The 24,348-nt window shown below is 65.8% G+C and carries 23 protein-coding genes; 5 read left to right on the top strand and 18 right to left on the bottom strand.

Annotated elements, in window-relative coordinates:
* Window positions 1–5: 5 nt before the first annotated feature.
* The 6 genes from G6R19_RS10155 to G6R19_RS10130 form a co-directional block, all read right to left on the bottom strand.
* Entirely contained in the window at window positions 6–299 is a 294-nt protein-coding gene (locus tag G6R19_RS10155; protein ID WP_163164460.1) for a YciI family protein, read from the bottom strand.
* Between the two features lie 90 nt (window positions 300–389).
* Window positions 390–899 (bottom strand): hypothetical protein, encoded by a 510-nt coding sequence (locus G6R19_RS10150; RefSeq protein WP_163164458.1) that lies wholly within the window; start codon window positions 897–899, stop codon window positions 390–392.
* The gene (locus G6R19_RS10145) at window positions 896–1,576 is read right to left on the bottom strand and encodes a MarR family transcriptional regulator (RefSeq protein ID WP_163164456.1); all 681 of its coding nucleotides are present in this window, start codon (window positions 1,574–1,576) and stop codon (window positions 896–898) included. Before G6R19_RS10145 ends, G6R19_RS10150 begins: the two co-directional genes overlap by 4 nt.
* A 167-nt stretch (window positions 1,577–1,743) precedes the next feature.
* Window positions 1,744–3,075 carry a site-2 protease family protein gene (locus G6R19_RS10140; RefSeq protein WP_163164454.1) on the bottom strand — a complete coding sequence of 444 codons (1,332 nt, stop codon included), beginning with the start codon at window positions 3,073–3,075 and terminating at the stop codon, window positions 1,744–1,746.
* Between the two features lie 18 nt (window positions 3,076–3,093).
* The gene (gene dxr, locus G6R19_RS10135) at window positions 3,094–4,278 is read right to left on the bottom strand and encodes a 1-deoxy-D-xylulose-5-phosphate reductoisomerase (RefSeq protein WP_163164452.1); all 1,185 of its coding nucleotides are present in this window, start codon (window positions 4,276–4,278) and stop codon (window positions 3,094–3,096) included.
* A 56-nt stretch (window positions 4,279–4,334) separates the two neighbouring features.
* Complete coding sequence (locus tag G6R19_RS10130; RefSeq protein WP_163164450.1) at window positions 4,335–5,078, bottom strand: TSUP family transporter; 744 nt, start codon at window positions 5,076–5,078, stop codon at window positions 4,335–4,337.
* A 50-nt stretch (window positions 5,079–5,128) separates the two neighbouring features.
* Between G6R19_RS10130 and G6R19_RS10125 the strand changes: the two genes are divergently transcribed.
* The gene (locus G6R19_RS10125) at window positions 5,129–6,598 is read left to right on the top strand and encodes a lipase maturation factor family protein (RefSeq protein WP_163164448.1); all 1,470 of its coding nucleotides are present in this window, start codon (window positions 5,129–5,131) and stop codon (window positions 6,596–6,598) included.
* On the opposite strand, the gene G6R19_RS10120 is transcribed toward G6R19_RS10125, so the two are convergent.
* The 7 genes from G6R19_RS10120 to G6R19_RS10090 are packed head-to-tail and all read right to left on the bottom strand — an operon-like array spanning window position 6,595 to window position 14,765.
* Entirely contained in the window at window positions 6,595–7,434 is an 840-nt protein-coding gene (locus G6R19_RS10120) for a CoA ester lyase (RefSeq protein ID WP_163164446.1), read from the bottom strand. The two genes, G6R19_RS10125 and G6R19_RS10120, sit on opposite strands and share 4 nt — an antisense overlap.
* Window positions 7,431–7,985: a MaoC family dehydratase gene (locus G6R19_RS10115; protein WP_163164444.1), complete on the bottom strand. Its 555-nt coding sequence runs from the start codon at window positions 7,983–7,985 to the stop codon at window positions 7,431–7,433. The genes G6R19_RS10120 and G6R19_RS10115 overlap by 4 nt, the downstream gene beginning before the upstream one ends.
* Window positions 7,982–8,746 (bottom strand): CoA transferase subunit B, encoded by a 765-nt coding sequence (locus G6R19_RS10110; RefSeq protein ID WP_163164442.1) that lies wholly within the window; start codon window positions 8,744–8,746, stop codon window positions 7,982–7,984. Before G6R19_RS10110 ends, G6R19_RS10115 begins: the two co-directional genes overlap by 4 nt.
* Window positions 8,747–8,748: 2 nt before the next feature.
* Complete coding sequence (locus G6R19_RS10105; protein WP_163164440.1) at window positions 8,749–9,555, bottom strand: CoA transferase subunit A; 807 nt, start codon at window positions 9,553–9,555, stop codon at window positions 8,749–8,751.
* Between the two features lie 35 nt (window positions 9,556–9,590).
* Window positions 9,591–10,754, bottom strand: coding sequence for an acyl-CoA dehydrogenase family protein (locus G6R19_RS10100; RefSeq protein WP_163164438.1), 1,164 nt, complete (start codon window positions 10,752–10,754; stop codon window positions 9,591–9,593).
* A 2-nt stretch (window positions 10,755–10,756) separates the two neighbouring features.
* Window positions 10,757–13,150: a biotin carboxylase N-terminal domain-containing protein gene (locus G6R19_RS10095; protein ID WP_163164436.1), complete on the bottom strand. Its 2,394-nt coding sequence runs from the start codon at window positions 13,148–13,150 to the stop codon at window positions 10,757–10,759.
* Window positions 13,151–13,157: 7 nt separating this feature from the next.
* Window positions 13,158–14,765: a carboxyl transferase domain-containing protein gene (locus G6R19_RS10090; RefSeq protein WP_163164434.1), complete on the bottom strand. Its 1,608-nt coding sequence runs from the start codon at window positions 14,763–14,765 to the stop codon at window positions 13,158–13,160.
* A gap of 142 nt (window positions 14,766–14,907) precedes the next feature.
* Here G6R19_RS10090 and G6R19_RS10085 point away from each other — a divergent pair, with 142 nt between their 5' ends.
* Entirely contained in the window at window positions 14,908–15,681 is a 774-nt protein-coding gene (locus G6R19_RS10085) for a TetR/AcrR family transcriptional regulator (RefSeq protein ID WP_275898060.1), read from the top strand.
* A gap of 73 nt (window positions 15,682–15,754) precedes the next feature.
* Here the strand turns inward: G6R19_RS10085 and G6R19_RS10080 are convergent, their stop codons facing one another.
* Genes G6R19_RS10080 through pdhA form a run of 3 tightly spaced genes read right to left on the bottom strand, consistent with a single transcriptional unit; the run spans window position 15,755 to window position 19,343 of the window.
* Complete coding sequence (locus tag G6R19_RS10080) at window positions 15,755–17,224, bottom strand: dihydrolipoamide acetyltransferase family protein (protein WP_240341824.1); 1,470 nt, start codon at window positions 17,222–17,224, stop codon at window positions 15,755–15,757.
* Window positions 17,221–18,231, bottom strand: coding sequence for an alpha-ketoacid dehydrogenase subunit beta (locus tag G6R19_RS10075; RefSeq protein ID WP_163164432.1), 1,011 nt, complete (start codon window positions 18,229–18,231; stop codon window positions 17,221–17,223). Before G6R19_RS10075 ends, G6R19_RS10080 begins: the two co-directional genes overlap by 4 nt.
* Entirely contained in the window at window positions 18,231–19,343 is a 1,113-nt protein-coding gene (gene pdhA, locus G6R19_RS10070) for a pyruvate dehydrogenase (acetyl-transferring) E1 component subunit alpha (protein ID WP_240341833.1), read from the bottom strand. Before pdhA ends, G6R19_RS10075 begins: the two co-directional genes overlap by 1 nt.
* Before the next feature lie 270 nt (window positions 19,344–19,613).
* Between pdhA and G6R19_RS10065 the strand changes: the two genes are divergently transcribed.
* Together G6R19_RS10065 and G6R19_RS10060 are read left to right on the top strand one after the other, a co-directional pair.
* On the top strand, window positions 19,614–20,087 hold the full coding sequence (locus G6R19_RS10065; protein WP_163164428.1) for an Lrp/AsnC family transcriptional regulator: 474 nt from the start codon (window positions 19,614–19,616) through the stop codon (window positions 20,085–20,087).
* A 109-nt stretch (window positions 20,088–20,196) separates the two neighbouring features.
* Entirely contained in the window at window positions 20,197–20,796 is a 600-nt protein-coding gene (locus tag G6R19_RS10060; protein WP_240341823.1) for a hypothetical protein, read from the top strand.
* 133 nt (window positions 20,797–20,929) lie between these two features.
* On the opposite strand, the gene G6R19_RS10055 is transcribed toward G6R19_RS10060, so the two are convergent.
* Window positions 20,930–22,546: a sodium/solute symporter gene (locus tag G6R19_RS10055; protein ID WP_163164426.1), complete on the bottom strand. Its 1,617-nt coding sequence runs from the start codon at window positions 22,544–22,546 to the stop codon at window positions 20,930–20,932.
* Window positions 22,543–22,923: a DUF485 domain-containing protein gene (locus G6R19_RS10050; RefSeq protein ID WP_163164424.1), complete on the bottom strand. Its 381-nt coding sequence runs from the start codon at window positions 22,921–22,923 to the stop codon at window positions 22,543–22,545. Before G6R19_RS10050 ends, G6R19_RS10055 begins: the two co-directional genes overlap by 4 nt.
* 184 nt (window positions 22,924–23,107) lie before the next feature.
* Here G6R19_RS10050 and G6R19_RS10045 point away from each other — a divergent pair, with 184 nt between their 5' ends.
* Window positions 23,108–24,316, top strand: coding sequence for a histidine kinase (locus G6R19_RS10045; protein WP_163164422.1), 1,209 nt, complete (start codon window positions 23,108–23,110; stop codon window positions 24,314–24,316).
* The last annotated feature ends 32 nt before the right edge of the window (window positions 24,317–24,348 follow it).

Here is a 24,348-nt window from a genome sequence, read left to right as displayed (position 1 = left end):
AGAGGCTACGCGGTGAGGCCGGCGAGCACGCCGATGATGGGTGACCACTCCGTGATGCGGGTCCCGGCGATGACTCCGGCGGCGGCAAAGGGATCCTGCTTGAGGATCGAGTTGAGGGCGGCCTCGTCTGCTGTCTTGAAGATCAGGAGCGCTCCGGCACCGTCACCGTATGGACCGCTGGCCAGGACGGCACCGTCCTGCGCAAGGCCCGAGAGCCATTCGCGGTGCGCTGGCCGGGCCTCGTTGCGGGCTTCGGTGGAATCGGCGGCGTAAACGTACTCAACGGCAAAAACAGTCATACCGCTACCCTATCGCCCTGCCTGCCCTTGCACCCATCCGGGCAGGCCTGGCAGGAGTTTTGGCCGGGCGGCAGGGCCCGGCCCTTGTTCCTACGACAGGAACAGTACTTTGACCACCGCTGCCGTTCCGGCCGCCCACAGCATGGAGGTCAAGGTTCCGATGATGAAGCGTTCGGCCGCCACCGGCGTTTCCTTCAGCTCTGCGAACCTGCCCAGGCCCTTGATGGCAACGATGTAGGCGATGGCCACCGGCTGGCCGGTGAGGATCGCCAGGCACACGCCGAGCCGTTCCAGGACGCCAATGATGGCCCCGCCACGCAGGATGCGCTGGGTGGGAGCCGGGAGTGAAGGGGAATCAGCCGACGACGGCGCGTCCGCCGCCGCGGTCAGCTCACCGTCCACGTTCTGGCTTTCGACGTGTGGCCCGTCAACAGTGACGTCAGCGGAAGGGTCCTCGGCTGCTCTCCTGGCTTCTTCCGCAGCCTTGGCAGCATCTGCTTTGTCGTCGATGGTCCGGGCGAGACGGAACACGAGGGCGGTCACCGGCCAACCGGCGAAGCCCGCCACGAGCAGGGCGGCAGCGATCCAAAGCGCGGTCACCGGGCTCCTTCATTTTCGGAATGGACAATCTGGGAATGGGCGTAGTCCAGGAGCATTGCTGCTGCCGGCCTGGCTGCCCATTCTTCCTGCCAGCCGGACCGCAGGACGGCCCGGCTCACCGACTGCTCCGTAATTCCCAGCTCGTGGGCAACGAGCTTCTGGCTGCCATGCCTGCCCTCGCCGCCCTGGGATGCACGCAACCGGTCCACCACCCGCCACTGCGCCTGGGTGCGTTGTTGTACCAACCTCCCGATGAGGCGGAGCACTGCCTGGGCATTTGCACTGGATACGGCACCTTCCCTTGCTTGGGGCGGGACTTCCCTGCCACGGCCCATGGTGCCGGACACCACCGACAGCGGAACCTGGCCGGCCGCGCTCTTGGCGAGTTCCACGGCTTTGCGCGCGGCTACAAAGCCGCTTCCGGACCCTTCCCTGGGGCTGCCTCCCGGAGCCAGCTGCACGGTACCGATGCCAATCCCTACGTACCAATTCCCGCTCCGAAGCGCATGCAGGGCGATGTCCACCACCTCCGCGGCATGCTCCACTACGCCCTGGAGCTCGTCGCCGACGGAGCGTTCAAACGGCGCCGGGGTGAGTCCCCGCAACGCGGAGATCAGCTCGGGAACCCGGTCCACGTCGGCGGAGCTGCCCCGCTGGTCGATGGTCAGAACGTACATGGAACAACCCTAGACAGCTGATCGGAAATCATCAACCATAAACAGCTGATTACCAAACATCAGCCATAAATGGCTAAGAGGATGCAATCCCTCGTCCAGCTTCCTGCGCCGTTGCGCGGGGAGGGCGTGGTCTGCTCCACGTGGGTCGCCCCGGCAAGCCCGGAAGGTCAGCCGAAGAGATTCACCGGCTTCACGATATCCGCGTAGATGAGGAGCGCGCTCATGCCCATCAGCAGGGCTGCCACCACGTAGGTCACCGGGAGCAGCTTGGCGATGTCGAAGGCTCCCGGGTCCGGCTTGCCGAACAGTTTGGCCAGCTGGCGCCGGGCGCCTTCATAGAGGGCGCCCGCAACATGACCGCCGTCCAGCGGCAACAGCGGGATCAGGTTGAAGACCGCCAGTGCGAAGTTCAGCCCGGCGAGGAGCCCAAACAGCGTGGCTACGCGCGATTGGACCGGAATTTCCTCCATCGCGGCCACTTCTCCGGCCACCCTGCCCACACCCACCACGCTGATGGGGCCATTGGGATCGCGTGGCTCTTCACTGAAGGCGGCCTTCGCCACGCCCACCACGCGCGCCGGCAGGTTGAACACCACTCCTGCCACCTGCCGGATGTTCTCCCCGGCCATGGGCAGGACGGACGACGCCGGCTGGGCCACCAGTTCCGTCTGCGCACCAATGCCAAGGAAGCCGACGTCCTGGTACAGGAGGGTGCCGGCGTCGTCTGTTGCCTGCCGCCCGTCCGCCCCGATGATGGGGCGGGCCGACAGCACGGGAGTCACCGTGGTGGATACCGGGGCGCCGTCCCGCTCCACGGTGATGGCGACCTCGCGGCCGGCAGAAGTCCGGATCCACTCCGTGAGCTGGTCCCAGCTGGTCACGGTTTTCCCGTCGAAGGAGGTGACGGTGTCGTTGGGTTTGAGGCCGGCCGCCGCGGCGGGCGTGAGCTGGCAGTCGGCTGAATCCGGATCCACGGTTTCGCCTGCCGCGACCTGGCACTTGGAGACGTCGGAGATGGTGGTGGTGGCCGTGGCCATGCCAAAGCCCATCAGCAGGACAGCCGTCAGCACGACGCCCAGGAACATGTTCATGGCGGGCCCGCCCAGCATAACGATGATCTTTTTCCACACCGGAAGCCGGTAGAACACGCGGTTCTCATCGCCTGGGCCCACCTCTTCGTGGGCCATGGACCGCGCTTCGGTGGCCAGGGTCTGGAACATTCCGGTGCTGGAGGGCCGGACCGATCCGTCCTCCTTGTTCGGCGGGTACATCCCGATCATGGATACGTAGCCGCCCAGCGGGATGGCTTTCACGCCGTACTCGGTCTCGCCTTTCCGCCGTGACCAGAGCGTGGGGCCGAAGCCGATCATGTACTTGGTGACGCGGACCTTGAAGAGCTTGGCGGGCAGGAGGTGGCCCACTTCGTGGAGCGCTATGGAGGCAGCGATGCCGATTGCCACAAAGACGACACCGAGGACAAAGAGGAGAACGGGGGTCATGGGGGTGCTTGCTGCTTCCTAGAGACTGCTGACTGCTAAACGTTCATTGGCGCGCGCGCGTGCCCAGCTTTCAGCATCCAGTACGGTTTCCACTGTCAGCCCGGAGGAGCCTGGGTGTTCGCTGAGAACTGCGGCGACCGTGTCCACGATGTCGGTGAACCTGATCCGGCCGGCATGGAAGGCCGTCACGGCTTCCTCGTTGGCGGCGTTGAACACGGCGGGGAACGTACTGCCTTGTTTGGCGGCATCCTTGGCAAGATCAACGGCCGGGAAGGACGTTACATCCAACGGCTCAAAAGTCCAGGTGGCCGCCTGGGTCCAATCGCAGGCAGCGGCGGCCTTGGGCACCCTGTCTGGCCAGCCCAGTCCCAGTGCGATGGGGAGGCGCATGTCCGGCGGGGATGCCTGCGCAATGATGGACCCGTCGATGAACTGGACCATGGAGTGCACCACGGACTGGGGGTGGACCACGACGTCGATCCGGTCCAGCGGCACGTCGAACAGCAGGTGCGCCTCGATGACTTCCAGTCCCTTGTTCACAAGGGTGGCGGAGTTGGTGGTCACCATGACGCCCATGTCCCAGGTGGGGTGGGCCAATGCCTCCTGCGGAGTAACGTCGTGGAGTTCCTCGCGGGTCCTGCCGCGGAAAGGCCCGCCCGAGGCGGTGAGGATGAGTTTTTCCACCTCGGCCGCTGAGCCCGAGCGCAGGCACTGAGCGATGGCCGAGTGTTCAGAATCCACCGGGACGATCTGGCCTTCCCGCGCTGCCGCCTTCACCAGGGAACCGCCCACAATAAGGGATTCCTTGTTGGCCAGGGCCAGCGTGGCGCCTGACGTGAGGGCAGCCAGCGTGGGTGCAAGGCCGATTGAACCTGTGATTCCGTTGAGCACCACATCAGCTTCGACCCCGGCTATGCGGGTAGACGCGTCCGGTCCGGCAATGATCTCCGGCCGGTAGCCCTGCTTGCCGGCTGCGGCGGCAACATCATTGATCAACGCTGCCAGGCGGCCCGGGTCGCCGGCGGCAATACCAACAACCGCTGCCCCGGTGTGCACAGCCTGGCGGGCGAGGAGCTCCGGGTTGCCTCCCCCGGCGCTGAGCGCCACCACCTCGAAAAGGTGCGGGGCGCCGTCGACGACGTCAATTGCCTGGGTGCCGATGGAGCCGGTGGAACCGAGGAGGGCAATCTTGCGTGGCTGCATGGCTTAAGTATCGCGCACCCAACTGCCGCAGGCATGCGGCCGGAGGCTGCGGTCGCTCAGGCAGCTGCCAGTTCCATCAGGCCCTTGGCCAGGGTTGCGACCGCTCCAAGGTAGGCGATGGCGGTTACGATGCGCCGGGCCGAAGCCGGATGCACCCGGCCGGACAACAGGTCGCCGGCCACGATTCCACTGATCATGGCCCCAAGAATGGCCAGCCACTGCCAGCCCTCCAGGCCGGGCACATGCCCGCCGGACAGTACGTATTTACTGATGAGGGAGGTAAACCCAGTGGTGATGAAGTACGGCTGAAGAGTGGCGCTGAAGCTTTTCTGCTCCCACCGGGTGGCGATGGCATAGGCCGTGATGGCTGGACCGCCAACTCCAGCGGCAGCGTTCATCAGGCCGCTGGAAAATCCCAGGGACACCATCGGAACCGGACCGCTGGCGCGCCACGAACTCCTGGTCAGCCGCTGGGACGCAAGGAGGGCGATGATGAGCAGGACGCCGATGCAGATCTCCAGCGGAGCTTCCGGCACGTTGCTCGCCAGCCAGGCGCCGGGCAGCACTCCGGCCAGCGCCGCGAGCGCCAGCCCGAAGTACTTCCGCCAGGCCACATGCCTCCAGACCCTGGAGAGGATCATGAGGGACGAGGTGGCACCGCAGAGGTTGATAATCATCACGCCGTCGAAAGGGCCCAGCAGCACCACCAGCACAGGGGAAACCAGAAGGCCGAAGCCGAGGCCTGCGATCCGCTGGGCCAATGCGCCTGCCACAACGGCGATCAGCACCAGCACAAACATCCCTCGATCCTAGTGGCAGCCGCGCCAACGGCGGGCGTAAATTGGACTGCGTGGACTGGCTCTCCTGGTTTGACGCGCCGGACTACGAGTTCGCCCGGCAGGTGCTGCAGCGAGGCGTGGCAGCACTGTATTTCGTTGCGTTCCTGTCCTCACTGAACCAGTTCCCCGCGTTGCTGGGCGAGCGCGGCCTCCTGCCGGTGCCGGAGTATCTTTCCGGCTTCAGCCGCCTGCGCCGGCCCACCCTCTTCCGGTGGCGGTATTCGGACCGGTTGCTGCGCTGGGTCTGCGCGGCAGGACTGCTGGTCTCGGTGCTGCTTGTGGCCGGCATCCCCCAGCAGGGGCCGCCGTGGGTTCCGCTGATTGCCTTCCTGAGCCTGTGGCTGCTGTACATGTCCATCGTGAACGTCGGCCAGACGTTCTACGGCTTCGGCTGGGAGATGCTGCTCCTTGAGGCAGGGTTCACGGTTGCCTTCCTGGGTTCGGACCAGACAGACCCGCCGCGCACCATCCTGATCCTGATCGTGTGGCTGGTGTTCCGGCTGGAATTCGGCGCCGGAATGATCAAGATCCGCGGCGGCCGGGATTGGCGCGACCTGACCGCCCTCTACTACCACCACGAGACCCAGCCCATGCCGGGACCCCTGAGCCGGCAGGCGCATCTGCTGCCCAAGCCCCTCCATAAGGTGGAAGTGCTCGGCAACCATTTCGCCCAGCTGGTGGTGCCCTTCTTCCTGTTCGCCCCCCAGCCCGTTGCAAGCGTGGCAGCGGCGATCGTCATCCTGACGCAGTTGTGGCTTGTGGCCAGCGGCAACTTCGCCTGGCTGAACTGGATTGCCATTGTGCTGGCGTTCGCAGCAGTCAGCGATCCCGTGGCACACGCCGTCCTGCCGGCGATCCCGCTGGACTGGCACGGCGGGCCCGGTGTGGAACGGGAGACTCCCCTGTGGTGGCTGGTCATTACCCTGGCAGTCACCCTGCTGCTGGTGGTCCTCAGTTACTGGCCATTACGCAACCTGTTCTCCCGCCGGCAGCTGATGAACGCCAGCTTCAACCGCTGGCAGCTGGTCAACACTTATGGGGCGTTCGGATCAGTGACCAAGAAGCGCATCGAAATTGTGGTGGAAGGGACACTCGACGACGATCCGGACGACTCCTCCGAGTGGCGGGAGTACGGCTTCAAGGGCAAGCCCGGCGACCTCCGCCGGGTTCCGCGCCAGTGGGCGCCCTATCATCTCCGGCTGGACTGGCTGATGTGGTTCCTGCCGCTGCGGACCGTCCACGAGGAGTGGTTTTACGCCTTCCTCGGCAAACTGCTGGAGGCGGACCGCCAGATTTTGCGGCTCCTCCGGCATGACCCGTTCGACGGCGCGCCGCCGCATTGGGTGCGGGTGCGCAGCTACCTCTACCGGTTTGCGACGCGTCAGGAGTTCCGGGACACCGGGGACCGCTGGGTGCGGACGCTGCTCCACGAACCGATTCCACCTGTCTCGCTGCGCCGGTCCAGCGGGCGGAAAGGCTAGACGTGGTCCCCTGCGCGCCGGATGACGGCTTCGGCGTGCTTGAGGATGGGACCGTCAATCATCTGCCCCTTGTGCTGGAAGACGCCCTGCCCCGCAGCCGCGGCGGCCTGCAGCAGTTCTGCTGCCGCCGAGACTTCCGCTTCCGACGGCGCATAGGCACCCCGCACTACTGCTGCCTGGCTGGGATGGATGCAGGCCTTGGAGCCGAAGCCTGACGCGACGGCGTCCGCCGCTTCCGCTGCCAGGCCTGTCAGGTCAGGAATGTTGGTATAGACGGCATCCACGGCTTCCTTGCTGAAGGCGCGCGCGGCCAGGAGGACGGAGGAACGGGCATGGAGCGCCACGGCCCGGTAGGCGCCGTCATCCTTCCTGCTGGAGGTCCCGCCCAGTGAAGCCAGCAGGTCCTCGGCGCCCCACATCAGGGCCACAACATTGGGGGCGGCGGCGATTGAGGGGGCGTTGAGGACGCCCATTGCCGTTTCACACAGTGCAATCACCTGGTAGCCGGACAGGGCCTCCAGCTGCGCCGCACTCTCGGCTTTCGCGAGCATCACCGTCTTGTACGGGGTGTGGGCAAGGCAGTGGAGGTCCTTTTCGAATTCGTCGGTCCCGGCGGGGTTGACCCGAACGATGGTCCGGCTCGGATCCAGCTCGGGCGCATCGCCGGCGGCGCCCAGCTGCGCGAGAATGGCACCGCGGGCCCGCTGCTTGTCGGCAGGCGCCACGGCGTCCTCAAGGTCCAGGATGACGGCGTCGGCGCGGGTGGCTGCCTTCTCGTACCGCTCCGGCCGGTCCGCAGGGCAAAAAAGCAGGGCAGGGCCCATCACAAAGGTCATACCGGTATTGTCCCCTCTCCCGCGCCCGGCTGCAGGGTGTGCGCCTCCCGCGTCCACATCAGGCAGCTGCGCTTCGCAACTGCCACTACCGTGCCGTCCTGGTTACGGCCCGTGTGCTCCATGGTCACGATTCCCTGGCCAGGCCGGGAGCTTGAAAGCCGCTTCCCGCTGATGACCGTTTCCGTGTAGAGGGTGTCGCCGTGGTACAGGGGGTGCGGAAAGGAGACGTCGGTCAGGCCCAGTTGGGCGATGATGGTGCCCTGGGTGAGCTGGGAAACGGATTGGCCCACCATGGTGGCCAACGTGAACATGGAGTTCACCAGCCGCTGGCCAAAGGGCTGCCCGGCGCTCCAGGCAGCGTCGAGGTGCAGGGCCTGGGTGTTCATGGTGAGGGTGGTAAACAGGACGTTGTCCGCTTCCGTGACGGTGCGGCCGGGACGGTGGGCATACAGCACACCCTCCTCCAGCTCGTCGAAGTACAGTCCGCGCTGCTCGACGACGCGCTGGTTACTGGTTGTTGAGCCTGCTGAAACCCCCTGGTTCCCGGTCATACAGTCAGTTCCCGGTCTTCCTCGAAAAGCTCCGCGCCGGTGGCGGCTGCCACATCCTCGACAGAAACGTTCGGCGCCAGCTCCCGCAGCACCAGCCGTGACCCGGAATTATCGGCTACGACGTCTATGACGGCCAGGTCCGTGATGATGCGGTCCACGCAGCCCTTGCCGGTCAGCGGCAGGGAGCACTGCTGGACGATCTTCGGGTTGCCGTTGCGGTCCACGTGCTCCATCATCACGATGACCTTCTTGGCACCGAACACCAGGTCCATGGCACCGCCCATGCCCTTGACCATCTTGCCCGGGATCATCCAGTTGGCGAGGTCACCGTTGGCTGCCACTTCCATGGCACCCAGGACGGCGACGTCCACATGGCCGCCCCGGATCATCCCGAAGGACGAAGCAGAGTCGAAGAACGCGGCGCCCTTGTTGACCGTGACAGTTTCCTTGCCCGCGTTGATCAGGTCAGGATCAACAGCATCCTCCGCCGGATAGGGGCCGACGCCGAGGATCCCGTTTTCCGAATGGAGCACCACTTCGACGCCCTCGGGGATGTAGTTGGGAATGAGGGTTGGCATGCCGATTCCAAGGTTGACGTACTGGCCATTGCTGAGCTCCTGCGCCACCCGGGCGGCGAGCTCATTCCGAGTCCAGCCCTTGGCGCCGGCGCCGTCCGCGGATTCCTCGTGCTGCTGGGGTGCGCGGCGGTACTCGGGCCGGACGCCTTCCGGGCGGGGAGCGTAGGGGCTGTTGGGATCCATGGCTATGCTCCTGCCTGCTGGTTGCCGGGAAGATGCCCGGGCGGTTCCTGTCCGGAGCGGACCAGCGCGACCGTCCGCTTCTCAATACGTTTCTCCCCGTTGGGGGCCAGTACCACCCGCTGGACGAAGATTCCAGGGGTATGGATGTGTTCCGGGTCCAGCTCGCCCGGCTCCACGAGTTCCTCCACTTCGGCGATGGTGATCCGTCCGGCCATGGCGCACAGCGGGTTGAAGTTCATCGCGGTGGCATGGAAGACGAGGTTTCCGTGGCGGTCGCCCTTCCACGCGTGGACCAGCCCGAAGTCCGGGGTCAACGCCTCCTCAAGCACGTAGTCAGCCCCGGCAAAGGAGCGCACCTCCTTCGGGGCTGATGCGACGGCGATGCCGCCCTCGGCGTCGTACTTCTGGGGCAGGCCGCCCTCGGACACCTGGGTGCCGACGCCGGCTTTGGTATAGAAGGCCGGGATGCCGGCGCCCCCTGCCCGGAGTTTCTCGGCCAGGGTTCCCTGCGGCGTGAGGACCACCTCGAGCTCGCCGGCCAGGTACTGGCGGGCGAACTCCTTGTTTTCGCCGACGTAGGAGCTGATGGTGCGCCGGATCCGCCCATCGCGGAGCAGGATGCCCAGGCCCCAGTCGTCCACGCCGCAGTTGTTGCTCACAGTTTCCAGGTCCGAGGTGCCGGCCCGGTGCAGGGCGTCAATGAGCGAGACCGGGATGCCGCAAAGACCGAAACCGCCCACGGCGAGGGAGGCGCCGTCCGGGATGTCCGCTACTGCTTCCTCGGCGGTGGCAACAACCTTGTCAATCATCGGTGATCCTTTCAGGCCGGCTACTGTCCCAGATACTACAGACCCAGTTCGCGGGCGATCAGCATCAGCTGGACCTCCGTGGTGCCCTCCCCCACTTCAAGGATCTTGGAGTCGCGGTAGTGGCGTGCCACGGTGAACTCGTTGATGAAGCCATAGCCGCCGAATACCTGGGTGGCATCCCGCGCATTGTCCATGGCCGCCTCGCCTGCGACCATCTTAGCGATGGCCGCCTGGGTCTTGAACGGCTTTCCGGCGAGCATCCGGGAGGCTGCATCGTAGTATGCGAGGCGGGCAGTATGGGCCCGGGCTTCCATGCGCGCGATCTTGAAGGAGATCGCCTGGTACTTGCCGATCTGGTTTCCAAAGGCGCTGCGTTCCTTGGCGTATTTGACCGACAGGTCCACGCAACCCTGGGCCGCACCGGTGGCCAGCGCTGCGATGGCGATGCGGCCCTCGTCCAGGATGGACAGGAAATTGGCGTAGCCACGGCCCTCCGCTCCCAGCAGGTTTGCTTCCGGGACGCGCACGTCCTTCAGCGTCAACGGGTGGGTATCCGACGCGTTCCAGCCCACCTTGTTGTAGGGCTTTTCCGCCTTGAAGCCCGGAGTGTCCGTGGGCACCAGGATGGTGGAGATGTCCTTCTGAATGCTGCCGTCCGCGCGTTCCTTCTGGCCGGTGACGGCGGTGACGGTGACCAGCCGGGTGATGTCCGTACCGGAGTTGGTGATGAACTCCTTGTTGCCGTTGATCACCCAATTCCCGCCCTCACGCCGGGCGTGGGTCTTGGTGCCGCCCGCGTCCGATCCTGCCTCCGGTTCCGTCAGGCCGAAGCCGGCAAGCGCCTCGCCGGTTGCCAGCATGGGCAACCACTCCTGCTTCTGCTCCTCGGTGCCGAAGCGGTAGACCGGCATGGCACCCAGGGAGACACCCGCCTCCAGGGTGATCGCAACGGACTGGTCCACCCTGCCCAGCTGCTCCAGTGCGAGGGCAAGGGCGAAGTAGTCGCCGCCCATTCCGCCGAACTCCTCGGGGAAGGGCAGGCCGAACAGCCCCATCTCCGCCATCTGCTTCACTACCTCGTACGGGAAGCTGTGCTCCTCGTCGTGCTTGGCCGAGACCGGGGCGACGACGTTGTCCGCGAAGTCCCGGACGGTGTCGCTGAGGTCCTGGTATTCCTCGCTGAGTTCAAAACCTGCCATGTCTAGGCTCCTTTGCCGTGGGGTGAATCGATGCCTGCAGTGTTGGCGCCGCCGTCGGGACCACCGCCACTGTGGGCGGCACTTCGGGGCGGACTGTCGCTGGAAACGCCGGTGGGATGCGGATGAATGGTGGCCAAGACCTGGCCGACCTTCACCAGGTCTCCCGGCCGGGCGTTGAGGTGGACCGTCCCGTCCAGGGGCGCCGGCAGCTGGTGCTCCATTTTCATTGCCTCCACCGAAACCAACACCTGCCCGGCCGTGACAGTGTCGCCGTCGCTGACCGGAACGGATACCACCGTTCCCGGCATCGGCGAGCGCACGGCCGGATCCGCGGCGCCCTCCTCCCGGTGGATGGCTGCAAGTACCCGCTCAAGCCGCGCCTCCCGGGTCAATACCTCCAGCCGGCAGGACCAGCCCTCATTGCCCAGGAACAGTTCGGCAGGTACCCGAACCACCGGGCTATCACGCGTCGGGGCCACCGGGCCGCGGAAGACCGGTGCGATGGCGTACGTCGTGGCCCGGCCATCGAGGGTCAGCACAGCCTGCCGGCGGGACAGGAAGTCGAGCCGCGCCGGACGCGAGGGCCCCTTGTCTACGGCTACCAGGAACATTCCGTCGGAGGCAGTGCCGCCAGGGACAGCTTCCCGAGCGCCAGTACCGTCACCTGCCATTCCGTCACCGGCCGTTCCGGCACCTGCCTTCCCGCCAACTGCCGAGCCGCTGATGCGCACTGATGCCACCCCGCCGTCGGGAGTCCCCACACTGATCCGGCGGGGTGCCGCTGCTCCCAGCCGCCAGCCATTGCGCGCGTGCCAGGGTCCGGGCGGCAGGGGTGTGTTGTTCTGTTCCTCGGCGGAGAGAGTGAAGAGTGCTGCCGCCACCAGTTCGGCCTCGGCCACCTGGCGGAACGCAAGATCCGGAAGAGTGCGTTCGATCAGGCCGGTATCGAGCCGGCCTGCGCGGACGTCGGGATCGTTGATCAGCAGCCGCAGATACTCCACGTTGGTGTCCAGTCCCAGCGCCGTATATCCGGCGAGCGCGCCGTCGAGGGTAGCCAGGGCGGCCGCGCGGTCCTCTCCCCAGGCGATGACCTTGGACATCATGGGGTCGTAGCTGGACGAGAGCTGCAGCCCTTCCACCAGGGACGAGTCCACCCGCACTGTCCCGTGGGCGGTGGATGCCAGCTGCCGTGCCGGCGCGCCCGGCATGGCGGGCCGGCCGGGCAGTTCGTCCAGCAGGAGCACTGTCCCCGTGGACGGCAGGAAGTTCTTTTCGGGCACCTCGGCATAGACCCGCGCCTCCACGGCATGGCCTGTAAGTTCGACGTCGGCCTGCCGGACGGTGAGTTCCTCGCCGGCGGCGATCCGCACCTGCCATTCGACGAGGTCGATGCCGGTGACCATTTCGGTAACGGGGTGCTCCACCTGCAGCCTGGTGTTCATCTCCATGAAGTAGAACTCTTCCGGCGAGTCATCGGAGACGAGGAACTCCACTGTTCCGGCGCCGCTGTAATTCACGCTGCGGGCGGCATTGCAGGCCGCCTCGCCGATGCGGGCGCGGATCACACCACCCTCCGCGAGTGATTCGAGCAGCGGCGATGGTGCCTCTTCGATGACCTTTTGGTGCCGCCGCTGCAGCGAGCATTCACGCTCGCCGAGGTGGATGACGTTGCCGTGGTTGTCCGCGAGCACCTGCACCTCGATGTGCCGGGGGGTGGACACCAGGCGTTCCAGGAACAAGGTGTCGTCGCCGAAGGCGCTCGCCGCCACCCGCCGGGCCGTGGCCAGCGTGGCCTCGAGGTCCGCCGGCCTTTCCACCACATGCATGCCCTTGCCGCCGCCACCGGCGGAAGGTTTGATCAGGAGCGGAAAACCTACGGCGGCGGCGGCCTGTACCAGCTGCGCGTCAGTCATTCCCGGCTGCGCTACCCCGGGCACCACGGGGACGCCGTAACCGGCCACGTGGTTCTTGGACCGGATCTTGTCCCCCATCATGTCCAGGGCCTCCACACCTGGTCCGATGAAGGTGATGCCCGCCTGGTCCAGGGCACGGGCGAAGTCCACATTTTCGCTCAGGAAGCCGTAGCCCGGGTGCACGGCTTCGGCTCCGGTCGTGCGGCACGCTTCAAGGATGGCCTCAATCTTGAGGTAGCTCTCCGTAGCAGCGGCCGGGCCGATGCGCACTGCTGTGTCTGCTTCGCGCACGTGCCGGGCGCCGGCGTCGGCATCGCTGTAAACGGCGACGGACCGGATGCCCAGGGCGCGGAGGGTGCGGATGACGCGGCAGGCGATCTCGCCGCGGTTGGCCACCAGGACTGTGCTGAACAGGGGCTGGTGCCCTGAGGCTGCGGCTGCAGCGGTTTCCTGCCGGGTGGCGGGCGAGAGGGGAAGGGTCATTGCGGGCTCACATCCTGAAGAGGCCGAAGGAGGTTTCCGGCAGCGGCGTGCGGGACACCACGTCCAGCGCGAGGCCAAGGACGGTGCGGGTGTCGGCGGGATCGATCACGCCGTCGTCCCACAGCCGGGCCGTGGAGTAGTACGGGCTGCCCTGGTCCTCGTACTGCCGCCGGATGGGCGCCTTGAAGGCTTCCTCGTCCTCGGCTGACCATTCCTGCCCGGCCGCCTCGTACTGGTCACGCTTCACCGTGGCCAGGACGCTGGAGGCCTGGTTGCCGCCCATCACCGAAATCCGGGCGGCCGGCCACATCCACAGGAACCGCGGCGAATAGGCGCGGCCGCACATGGAATAGTTACCGGCGCCGAAGGAGCCGCCAATCACCACTGTCAGCTTTGGTACCCGCGCCGTGGCCACGGCGGTGACCATCTTGGCGCCGTTCTTGGCGATGCCGCCCTGCTCCGAGTCCCTGCCCACCATGAACCCGGAGATGTTCTGAAGGAATATCAGCGGGACGCCGCGCTGGTCGCAGAGCTCAATGAAGTGGGCCCCTTTGAGGGAAGACTCGCTGAACAACACCCCGTTGTTTGCCACGATGCCTACCGGGTGCCCGTGCAGCCTGGCGAAGCCCGTCACCAGGGTGGTGCCGTACTCCTTCTTGAATTCGTGGAACCGGCTGCCGTCCACCAGCCTGGCGATCACCTCGTGGACGTCGTAGGGAGCATTGACATCAGTGGGTACCGCCCCGTAAATCTCCGCCGGGTCCGCGGCCGGTTCGATGGCGGGTTCCACCTCCCATGCCGGCGGCGCCGGGGGCGGCAGCGTAGCCACGATGTCCCGGATGATCTGCAGGGCATGCTCGTCATTTTCGGCAAGGTGGTCCGTCACGCCGGAGATCCTTGAGTGCACTTCCCCGCCGCCGAGCTCTTCCGGGCTGACGATCTCTCCGATCGCGGCTTTCACAAGCGGCGGCCCGCCCAGGAAGATCGTGCCCTGGTTCCGGACGATAACGGTTTCATCGCTCATGGCAGGAACATAGGCGCCACCCGCGGTACAGGACCCCATCACCGAGGCGATCTGGGGGATCTTGGCGGCTGAGAGCCTTGCCTGGTTATAGAAGATTCGGCCGAAGTGGTCCCTGTCCGGAAAGACCTCATCCTGCTTGGGCAGGAACGCTCCACCGGAGTCCACCAGGTAGATGCAGGGCAGCCGGTTCTCAAGGGCAATCTCCTGGGCCCGCAAGTGCTTCTTCACCGTCATCGGATAGTACGTTCCGCCCTTGACCGTGGCATCGTTGGAAATCACCAGCACGTGCCGGTCATGAACCAGCCCGATGCCGGCAATGACGCCGGCGCCAGGTGCTTCGTCGTTGTACAGGCCGTTGGCGGCCAGCGGCGCAATTTCAAGGAACGGGCTGCCGTCATCCAGCAGTTGGTCGATCCGCTCGCGGGGCAGGAGTTTGCCCCTGGCCACATGGCGTTCCCTTGATTTCTCCGGCCCGCCCAGCGCGGCGTCGGCCAGCTTTTTCTGCAGCTCGTCGGCGAGCGACAGCTGGGCGGCACGGTTCGAAGCAAAAGCCTCGGCAGTAGCGTCAAGCCGGGTGGCAAGGGTCTCCATTGACGGTCCGTTCCTGTTCCGATCCGAGCCGCCACAAGCCAACTCGGTTAGCGCCCAATAACTGAAATTCAGGTTAGTCTGTATTAACTGTGAAGTCCAACACATACTGCCCTGGCTAGGTCTGCGGGTCTGAGGAGGAATTGTGGCCAGCACTGACGCCACCCGGACCGGCGGGCGCAGCTTCCCGCTGGAGCGCGCCACCGCGGCGGAACCCGCTCCCCCTGCGCCCCGGGTCCCGGCCTCCCAGCGCGGATCTTCAGGCCAGCGCAGCTCATCAAGCCAACGAGGCTCATCAACCCAGCACGGCTCGTCAACCCAGCGCGGCCAGGCGAAGGAGAACCGGCGGCAGGCCCTGCTGTCTGCCGCGGCTTCCCTGTTCGCCGTCAACGGGTTCAACCGCGTGTCCCTTGAGGACCTCGGAGCGGCGGCAGGGGTAAGCGGTCCGGCTGTCTATCGTCATTTTCCCGGGAAGCAGGCGGTCCTCGCCGACCTGCTGGTGACCGTCAGCCAGGAACTCCTCGACGGCGGCCGCAAGGTGGTGGCCCGCAATCCCGATCCGGCATCCGCACTGCGTTGCCTGGTGGAGTTCCAGGTGGACTTCGCCCTGGGCAAGCCTGACGTTATCCGGGTACAGGACCGGGATTTCAGCAACTTGTCCGAAGAGGACCAGGCGACTGTGCGGACCCTCCAGCTGAGTTATGTCGAGGCCTGGGTCGATGTCCTCGCAAAGCTGCATCCGGACACAGAGATCACCGAGCTCCGGATGCGCGCCCATGCGACGTTCGGGCTCATCAACTCAACACCGCACTCAGTGCGCAGCCACGGCCGGAAGATGGCCACACAATCGGCCCGTCCCCTGCTCGAGAGCATGGCCATGGCCGCGCTGCTGGTGGACACCCCGCCGTCCTCCCCCTGATGCTCGAGTTTTTGTCCAGATATGCAGGGATAAACCGTTCAGAACCCTGCATATCTGGACAAAACTCCTTGGGTTAGACCATGGTGAGGACCATTCCGGGTTCCGCGAGGATGGCGCCCACGTCCGCAAGGAAGCGTGACCCCTGTTCCCCGTCCACCAGGCGGTGGTCAAAGGACAGGCTCAGCGTGAGCACCTGGCGCAGGGCCACCTCGCCCTTGTACTCCCACGGCATGTTCCGCACCGCCCCCAGCGCAAGGATCGCGGCTTCCCCCGGGTTGAGGATGGGGGTGCCGGCATCGATCCCGAAGACGCCGATGTTGGTGATCGAGATGGTTCCACCGGTCAGGTCGGCCGGCGTGGTCTTGCCGGAGCGGGCTGTCTCGGTGAGTTCGGTCAGCGCCTCGGCCAGCTGCAGCAGGGACAGCGAGTCTGCGTCCTTGATGTTGGGAACGGTCAGTCCCCGTGGTGTTGCAGCGGCGATGCCCAGGTTCACGTAGTTGAACGTCACGATCTCCTGGTTCACCTCGTCCCAGCGCGCGTTGAGGGCCGGGTTCCGCCGCAGTGCGATGAACACAGCTTTTGCCGCCAAGGTGAGCGGGGTCAGCTTGTGCCCGCTGAATTCGCGGTTGCCCTTCAGCTTGGCCAGCAGCTCCATGGCAGGAGTGACATCCACGGTGAGGAACTCGGTGACGTGCGGTGCGGTGAAGGCGCTCGCCACCATGGCGGCCGCCGTGAACTTCCGCACGCCCTTGATGGGCGTGCGGGTTTCCCGCTCCCCCTGGCGGGCCTGAACCCTGGCCGGCGCTGCTTCAGGTGCTGCCCCGCCGCCATGACCATCGAGAAAGTGCTGGACGTCCTCACGGGTGATCAGGCCCTGCGGCCCGGTCCCTGCCACCAGGGTCAGGTCCACACCCAGGTCCTTGGCGAGTTTCCGCACGGGCGGAGTGGACCGCGGGCGGGTTTCGGCAGGCTCCATCCCCGGGGTCCGGTCCTCGACCGGCTTGGCTGCGGCAGGCTTCGTGTCGACAGGCTTCGTTTCGACGGGCTTCGTTTCGACGGGCCTCGTGTCAACAGGCCCAGCCACCGGAAAACGGGGTGAATCGGAGTCAAGCATCGGGCTGAGGTTGCGGAGGCGGCGTGCCGGCCGGGCGGAACTTTCGACGACGGCGCCGTACCCCACCAGATTAGGTTGCCGCTTGGCCTCCTGCGCCGCCTGCACCGCAGGTCCCGACGCCGGCGAGGCCGGGGACGAAGCAGGGGTGCCGTGTGCTGGCGAGGGGGTTGCGGCGTCGTCCGATACTTCGAACGAAACGATGGGCTTGCCCACCTCCACGATGGTGCCGGGCTGTTCGTGGAGTTCCCGGATGACCCCTGCGAAAGGGGACGGGAGCTCCACCACGGCCTTGGCGGTTTCGACCTCGGCGATCACCTGGTTGAGGCTGACGGTATCCCCCACCCCAACCTTCCAGCTGAGGATTTCCGATTCAGTAAGTCCTTCGCCCAGGTCCGGGAGCCGGAATTCCTTGATCATGGTGGCGCTCATCCTTCCAGCCCGCTGAGGGAGTTCGGCCGGCCCAGGGCACGGTCCACGCCGTCAAGGATGCGGTCCAGGCCCGGCAGGTGGTGCATTTCAAGCTTGGAGTATGGATACGGGATGTCGAAGCCGGTCACCCGGACAGGCGCCGCCTCAAGGTAGTAGAAGCACCGCTCGGTGATGCTGGCCGCCACTTCCGCGCCGATCCCTCCAGACTGGCCGGCCTCGTGCGTCACCACCAGGCGCCCGGTCTTGCGGACCGAGGCCACGACGGTGTCGTAGTCCACTGGGGCCAGCGAGCGCAGGTCGATGACCTCGATCGAAATCCCTTCGTCTTCGGCTGCCAGGGCGGCGTCCCGGGCGGTCTTCACCAGGGGGCCGTAGGCCACCAAAGTGACGTCGGTACCTTCGGCCAGAACCCTCGCCTGATCCATGGGCATTGCGGAGAGCGGATCAAGGGACTCGTCCACCTCGCCCTTGTCGTGATAGCGGCGCTTAGGCTCGAAGTACAGGACAGGATCGTCGCAGGAAATGGCCTGCTGGATAACGGTATGGGCGTCCTGCGGGTTCGAAACTGTCACCACGCGCAGGCCGGAGGTGTGGGTGAAGTAGGCTTCCGGGGATTCCGAATGGTGCTCCGGTGAACCGATGCCGCCGCCGAACGGGACCCGGATGGTGATGGGCATCTTCACCGCGCCGCGTGTCCGGTAGTGGAGCTTGGCCACCTGGCTGACGATCTGGTCGAACGCCGGGTAGATAAAACCGTCGAACTGGATCTCCACAACGGGCCGGTAGCCGCGGTAGGCCAGTCCCACCGCTGTCCCCACGATCGCTGACTCAGCCAGGGGTGTATCCACCACCCGGTGCTTGCCGAAGTCCTTTTGGAGGCCGTCCGTAATCCTGAAGACGCCGCCCAGGGCACCGATGTCCTCGCCCAGGAGGACTACCTTGGGATCGTTCTCCAGGGATTTGCGAAGGCCGGCGTTGATGGCGCGGGCAAAGGTCATCTGGGTCATCAGCGTGCACCTTCTTCTGATACGGCTTCTGCGGGATCACCGAAGGAGGCCAGGTAACGGGCGTAATGGTCCTGCTGCCGGTCCAGCCAGGAGTTGGGGGTGCTGTAGACGTGTTTGAAGACGTCCATCGGCTGCGGCTCCGGCATGGTGGTGCAGCCCGTGCGCATGTCCCGGGCTACGGCGTCGGCCTTGACCTTGACCTGTTGTTTCAACGCTTCCGTCAGCAGCCCCTTGCGGTCCAGGAGTGCCTCCACCCGGCTGATCGGGTCCTTCGCTGCCCAGTCCTCCAGTTCATTGGCGTCCCGGTAGCGGGTGGGGTCATCGGCCGTGGTGTGCGGACCCATCCGGTAGCTGACGGCCTCGATAAACGTGGGGCCGCCGCCGCGCCGGGCCCGGTCCAGGGCCACCCTCGTTGCGGCCATCACGGCCAGGACGTCGTTGCCGTCCACCCGGAGGCTCGGGATGCCGAACCCGGCCGCCCTGTCGGCCAGCTGGATGTGCGACTGAAGCCGCACCGGTTCGGAGATGGCCCAATGGTTGTTGGTGCAGAAGAACACCACCGGCACCTGGAAGCTCGCGGCAAAAACCATTGCCTCGTTGACATCGCCCTCGCTGGTGGCTCCGTCGCCGAAGTACGTCACCGCCACGGAATCGGCACCGTCATTTTGGATGCCCATGGCATAGCCGGTGGCGTGCAGGGTCTGTGCTCCGATAATGATCTGTGGCGTGGCCATATTGATGGAGTAAGGGTCCCAGCCGGAGGAGGCGTTCCCGCGCCACACCCGGACGATGTCCGTCAGGTCTACTCCCCTGCAGTACGCAACACCATTCTCGCGGTAGCTGGAGAACACAAAGTCGTCCGTACGGAGGGACCGGCCGGATCCCACCTGGGCTGCTTCCTGCCCCAGCAGGGGCGGCCACAATGCGAGCTCACCCTGCCTCTGCAGGGCCGTGGCTTCGACGTCAATGCGCCGGATGACGGTCATGTCCTCCAACAGCGCGCACAGCTGCTCGTCCGTGATGTCCTGTACCCAGGGGTCGAATTCGGGGTGGCTCACCCGCTCCCCGGACGGAGTAATCAGCTGGACGAGGCCTTTGCCCTGTCCGTGGATGTCCGCCTTGGCAGCAGCACTCTTGGCACCTGTATTCGGGGCACCTGTGCCGTCCTGGCCCGTTTCGTCTGTAGACACGATAGCCGCACCTTCTCACGTCGTTGACCAGCGGTTCCGGGACTTGTGATCCCGCTGGCCGCCGGCCTCCCGGGCGCCGTTGCTCCGGATACTGTGACCCTACTCACAATGCTCATTGGGTACAACCACCACGTCAATCACTGAGCACAATGCTCTGTCGGGCGGCTCATGACGGTGCTACCGTTGCGCATTATGCAAGCTTTGGATGGCACTGACACCCGCCTTCTGTCCGCCTTGGCGCAGGACCCCCGGCGAACGGTCGTGGCGCTGGCCCAGAAGCTTGGCCTCTCCAGGAATACAGTGCAGGCGCGGATGGCCCAGCTGGAGAAAAAGCACGTCTTTCTTTCCTTCGAACGCAGGATCAATCCGGTTGCGCTCGGGTATCCGTTGATGGCATTCATTTCCGTCCATGTCCAGCAGCAAAAGCTTTCCCAGCTGGCGGCGGACCTGGCGGACGTCCCGGAAATCCTCGAAGGCTACGGGCTCACAGGCTCCGCCGACCTGCTGCTCAGGGTGGTGGCCCTGGATGCCGAAGACCTCTTCCGCATAAACGGGAAAATCCTCGCCTGCGACGGCGTGGACCGGACCGACACCGCCCTGGCGATGGGTGAACTCATCCCCTTCCGGGTGCAGCCCCTGCTGGACCGGGGCCCGCAGGGCACCTGAGCGGTACGACGGGGGCGGTGCGGGCTATAGGCTGTTGCAAGTTATTCACGGGGTTCGGAGGGCCCCGCAACCAGGCGGCGTCCAGCACGACGCCGGAAAGGCTCCATTTTTGAGCAATCCCCAGGAACCGTACCAGCAGGGGCAGCGCCTGGATGCGCCGCAGCAGCCACCCCTACCCCCGCAGCAGCTGCCCGGCCAGAGCGGGCCGGCTTACCAGGCTCCTGCCGGCACCTACCCGGAACCGGGCCCATTCGGGCTGCCCGGCCAGCAGCCGCCAGTGAAAAGCCGGCGGAAACTCTGGATCATCCTGGCGGGCGTCGGCGGCGTCCTGCTCCTGGTGGTGCTGGGCATCATCATCCTGGTCACCGTGGTGGGCAGCGCCACCAACCAGGCCAAGGGCCTTGCTGACAGTTTTACCAAGCTGGTCATCAGCGGCCAGAGCTCGCAGGCCTACGATGAGTACCTCGACCCCGCCCTGAAGGAACAGCTGTCCAAGGAAGCGTTTATTACTGGAGTGGGAACCCTCGAGATGAACGACCAGTGCAAGCCTTCCTACAACGACCTCCAGGTGAGCACAGAAAACGGAGTCAAGACCGCGGACGTGGCGGGCGTTATCACCTGCGAAGGCAAGGAAGTGGATCTGGCGTACCGCTTTGAAGGCACTGACGACCTCAAGATGACCAACATCAAGCTGCGGCCCAAGGCCTAGCTTCCTCGGCCCGGTTCTGCACGGCGGTTCCGCACGGCCGTTCCATAAGACCAGCCACGCAGACACAGAAGAGCCCCGGCGCCGCAACGCCGGGGCTCTTTTGTGTGGTGGCAGGTGACTGGTCCGCGGGGGTCTAGTGGTTCACTGCCTTCTCTGCCCCGACTCCCGTGAGGGACCGGACTTCCATTTCGGCCTGTTTGGCGGTGTCTTCGCGCTTCTTGTCCGTGACGGTTCCCAGCCAGCCCAGGAAGAACGCCAGCGGGATGGACACGATGCCGGGGTTGCTCAGCGGGAACAGCGCGAAGTTGGCGTCCTTGATCATCGAGGTTGCGCCGCCGGAGACAACCGGCGAGAAGATGATCAGGACAATCGCGGCGCCGAGCCCGCCGTACATGCTCCAGACCGCACCCTGGGTGGTGAACTTCCGCCAGAACAGGGAGTAGACGATGGTGGGCAGGTTTGCAGAGGCGGCGACGGCGAATGCGAGCGCCACGAGGAACGCCACGTTCTGCCCGTTGGCGAGGATGCCGCCCAGGATGGCCAGGATGCCAATGACCACCACGGTGCGCCGGGCCACCTTGACTTCAGTGTCGGCGTCGGCCTTGCCCTTGGAGATGACGCTTGCGTAGATGTCGTGGGCGAAGGATGCGGCGGCGGTGATGGTCAAACCCGCCACGACGGCGAGGATCGTGGCGAAGGCCACGGCCGAGATGAAGCCCAGCAGCAGCGGTCCGCCCAGGTAGAAGGCCAGCAGCGGGGCTGCGGCATTCACGCCGCCGGGTGCCGTCCGGATGGTTTCGGAGCCGACGAGTGCGGCTGCACCGTAGCCGAGCACCAGCGTGAAGAGGTAGAAGAGCCCGATCAGCCAGATCGCCCACACCACGGACTTGCGGGCTTCCTTGGCCGTGGGCACGGTGTAGAAGCGCATCAGGACGTGCGGCAGGGCGGCGGTGCCCAGGACCAGCGCGAGGCCCAGGGACATAAAGTCCAGCTTGGAGGTTTCCGTCTTGCCGTACTGCAGGCCCGGGTTGAGGACGGCCGGGTTGTTGGCAGTTTCCACTGCTGCGCCGAGCAGGCTGGAGAGGTTGAAGCCGTAGATCGCCAGGACCCAGAGAGTCATGACGGCCGCTCCGGCAATGAGCAGGACTGCCTTGATGATCTGCACCCAGGTGGTGCCCTTCATGCCGCCGATCAGGACGTACATAATCATCAGGCCGCCGACAACGATGATCACCAACGCCTGGCCGCCCCAGTCGCTGATGCCCAGCAGCAGCGAGACCAGGCTTCCGGCGCCGGCCATCTGCGCCAGGAGGTAGAAGAAGCAGACGGCGAGGGTGGAGATGGCGGCCGCGATGCGGACGGGCCGCTGCTGGAGGCGGAAGGACAGTACATCCGCCATGGTGAACTTGCCCGTATTACGGAGAAGTTCGGCGACGAGCAGCAGCGCGACAAGCCAGGCCACCAGGAAGCCGATCGAGTACATAAAACCGTCGTAGCCGTTAACGGCGATGGCGCCGGTGATACCCAGGAAGGAGGCTGCCGAGAGGTAGTCCCCCGCGATCGCGGTTCCGTTCTGCGAGCCGGTGAAGGAGCGGCCGGCCGCGTAGTAGTCGGCTGCCGTTTTGTTGTTCCGGCTGGCGCGGAAAACAATCACCATGGTCACGGCAACGAACAGGCCGAAAATGCCCATGTTCAGCAGGGTGCTGTCCTTGAGGGCGGCGACGTCCACCGCTGTGGCGATCCCGATCATTTGTTTACCCCGCCCACTCGGTTGCCGTCCTTATCAAATTCGTGCCCTTCGATCTCGTCGCGGATCTCAGCGGCGATGGGATCCAGCCGCCGGTTGGAGTAGCTGACATACCAGCTGGTGATCGCAAACGTCGAGACGAACTGGAGCAGGCCCAGGATCAGGCCAACGTTGATGTTGCCCCAGACCTTGGTGGACATAAAGCCCACGGCGTAGTCCGCCAGCAGGACGTAGGCGAAGTACCACAGCAGGAATGCGACTGCCATGGGGAAGACAAAGCTGCGGTGACGCTTGCGCAGTTCCTGGAACTGCTGGGTCGACTGGACCTGTTCAAAGTCCACGGACGCCGCTGCGTCCGGAGTATGGGCATCGTTACCCATCGTTCCTCCTCGTTGAGACTTGCCTGAACACACCCAACGGCGTGCCCGGTAAAAAGGGGTACCGCAAATGTGACTGCAATCACTCTGCTTTCTGCCGGGCACCAGATTCCAGACCCTACGGGCGGGCGGTCGCTCAACGGTCGGGATGCTGCGACAAACGGCACCCGCAGCTACGCTGGGCACCATGCCGGACTCCCCCCTCCTGACCGCCGCGGCTGTTGCCCTGATCGCCATGGCTGTCGCCGTCGTCGTCGGCCTGGGGCTCAAGGTGCTGCGGTCCTTCAGGGACCTCGGCACGGACGCCGAACGCGCCACGTACCACACCCTGCACGCCGCGTCCCAGGCCGGGCAGCATCTCCGGCGCGGCCTCAATCCCGCAGGTGCGGCGAAGGCCAGCCGCCAGCTCCGCACGCTGTTGGCCTGCGAGGCCTTCGCCATCACCGACACGACCGGGGTGCTCGCATGGGATGGCGCGGCAGAGGAGCTGAAGCCCGAGTTAATGCGCCTGGCGGAAGGGGTGCTGGCTGGCGGGCGGACAGCGGTGCTTCCGGCAGGGCGCCCCACAGGGCCAGGCGGCGCTCCACGGGACGGTACCGGCGGCCCTCTGGCCGCGGTGATCGCCCCGGTACGGGCCGGCACGCGCGTCGTGGGCGCCGTCGCTGCCTTCGCGCCGTCGGCAGGTGCTGGACTGGTCCGGGCCACCGGCGAGGTGGCCGACTGGGTGGCCGTGCAGGTGGAGCTCGCGGAGCTGGACGCGTCCCGGACGCTGCTGATGGAGGCGGAGGTACGGGCCCTGCGCGCCCAGATCAGCCCGCACTTCATCTACAACTCGCTCAACGCGATTGCGTCCTTCATCAACACCGACCCCGCCCGCGCCCGGGAACTGGTGGTGGAGTTCGCCGATTTCACCCGCTACTCCTTCCGCCGACACGGCGACTTCACCACGCTCGCCGAGGAGCTTCGCTGCATAGACCGCTACCTCCTCCTGGAGCGCGCCCGGTTCGGCGAGCGCGTCCAGGTCAGCCTGCGGGTGGCGCCGGAGGTGCTCAGCACCGTCATCCCCTTCCTCAGCCTGCAGCCGCTGGTGGAAAATGCCGTCCGGCACGGGCTGGAAGCCAAGGAAGGGCCGGGGCACATCAGCATCAGCGCGAATGACGCCGGCGCGTTCGCCGAAGTGACCATCGAAGACGACGGCGTGGGCATGGACCCGGCCCAGCTGCAGTCCGTACTGGCCGGCCACACCGACGGCGAGCATGTGGGCCTGCGGAACGTGGACGCCCGCCTCCGCCAGGTCTACGGCAATGACCACGGCCTGGTCATCGACACCGCCCCCGGGGAGGGAACGCTGATCACCATGCGCGTCCCCAAGTCGCAGCCGGGAAACGATGCCTGATGTGCGGAACTGATATGGCGCCCTGGAGCTCC

This window comes from Arthrobacter sp. Alg241-R88, assembly GCF_900537115.1.
Taxonomy (GTDB): domain Bacteria; phylum Actinomycetota; class Actinomycetes; order Actinomycetales; family Micrococcaceae; genus Arthrobacter.
The sequence above is the reverse complement of the archived record's forward strand: the minus strand, read 5'-3'. Positions and strand labels throughout refer to the sequence as shown.

Excerpts from the sequence above, each read along its gene's own strand:
- G6R19_RS10155 (WP_163164460.1), bottom strand. The coding sequence starts at position 299 with ATGACTGTTTTTGCCGTTGAGTACGTTTACGCCGCCGATTCCACCGAA.
- G6R19_RS10145 (WP_163164456.1), bottom strand. The coding sequence starts at position 1,576 with ATGTACGTTCTGACCATCGACCAGCGGGGCAGCTCCGCCGACGTGGAC.
- G6R19_RS10140 (WP_163164454.1), bottom strand. The coding sequence starts at position 3,075 with ATGACCCCCGTTCTCCTCTTTGTCCTCGGTGTCGTCTTTGTGGCAATC.
- dxr (WP_163164452.1), bottom strand. The coding sequence starts at position 4,278 with ATGCAGCCACGCAAGATTGCCCTCCTCGGTTCCACCGGCTCCATCGGC.
- G6R19_RS10130 (WP_163164450.1), bottom strand. The coding sequence starts at position 5,078 with ATGTTTGTGCTGGTGCTGATCGCCGTTGTGGCAGGCGCATTGGCCCAG.
- G6R19_RS10120 (WP_163164446.1), bottom strand. The coding sequence starts at position 7,434 with ATGACCTTTGTGATGGGCCCTGCCCTGCTTTTTTGCCCTGCGGACCGG.
- G6R19_RS10115 (WP_163164444.1), bottom strand. The coding sequence starts at position 7,985 with ATGACCGGGAACCAGGGGGTTTCAGCAGGCTCAACAACCAGTAACCAG.
- G6R19_RS10110 (WP_163164442.1), bottom strand. The coding sequence starts at position 8,746 with ATGGATCCCAACAGCCCCTACGCTCCCCGCCCGGAAGGCGTCCGGCCC.
- G6R19_RS10105 (WP_163164440.1), bottom strand. The coding sequence starts at position 9,555 with ATGATTGACAAGGTTGTTGCCACCGCCGAGGAAGCAGTAGCGGACATC.
- G6R19_RS10100 (WP_163164438.1), bottom strand. The coding sequence starts at position 10,754 with ATGGCAGGTTTTGAACTCAGCGAGGAATACCAGGACCTCAGCGACACC.
- G6R19_RS10095 (WP_163164436.1), bottom strand. The coding sequence starts at position 13,150 with ATGACCCTTCCCCTCTCGCCCGCCACCCGGCAGGAAACCGCTGCAGCC.
- G6R19_RS10090 (WP_163164434.1), bottom strand. The coding sequence starts at position 14,765 with ATGGAGACCCTTGCCACCCGGCTTGACGCTACTGCCGAGGCTTTTGCT.
- G6R19_RS10080 (WP_240341824.1), bottom strand. The coding sequence starts at position 17,224 with ATGAGCGCCACCATGATCAAGGAATTCCGGCTCCCGGACCTGGGCGAA.
- G6R19_RS10075 (WP_163164432.1), bottom strand. The coding sequence starts at position 18,231 with ATGACCCAGATGACCTTTGCCCGCGCCATCAACGCCGGCCTTCGCAAA.
- G6R19_RS10065 (WP_163164428.1), top strand. The coding sequence starts at position 19,614 with ATGCAAGCTTTGGATGGCACTGACACCCGCCTTCTGTCCGCCTTGGCG.
- G6R19_RS10055 (WP_163164426.1), bottom strand. The coding sequence starts at position 22,546 with ATGATCGGGATCGCCACAGCGGTGGACGTCGCCGCCCTCAAGGACAGC.
- G6R19_RS10050 (WP_163164424.1), bottom strand. The coding sequence starts at position 22,923 with ATGGGTAACGATGCCCATACTCCGGACGCAGCGGCGTCCGTGGACTTT.
- G6R19_RS10045 (WP_163164422.1), top strand. The coding sequence starts at position 23,108 with ATGCCGGACTCCCCCCTCCTGACCGCCGCGGCTGTTGCCCTGATCGCC.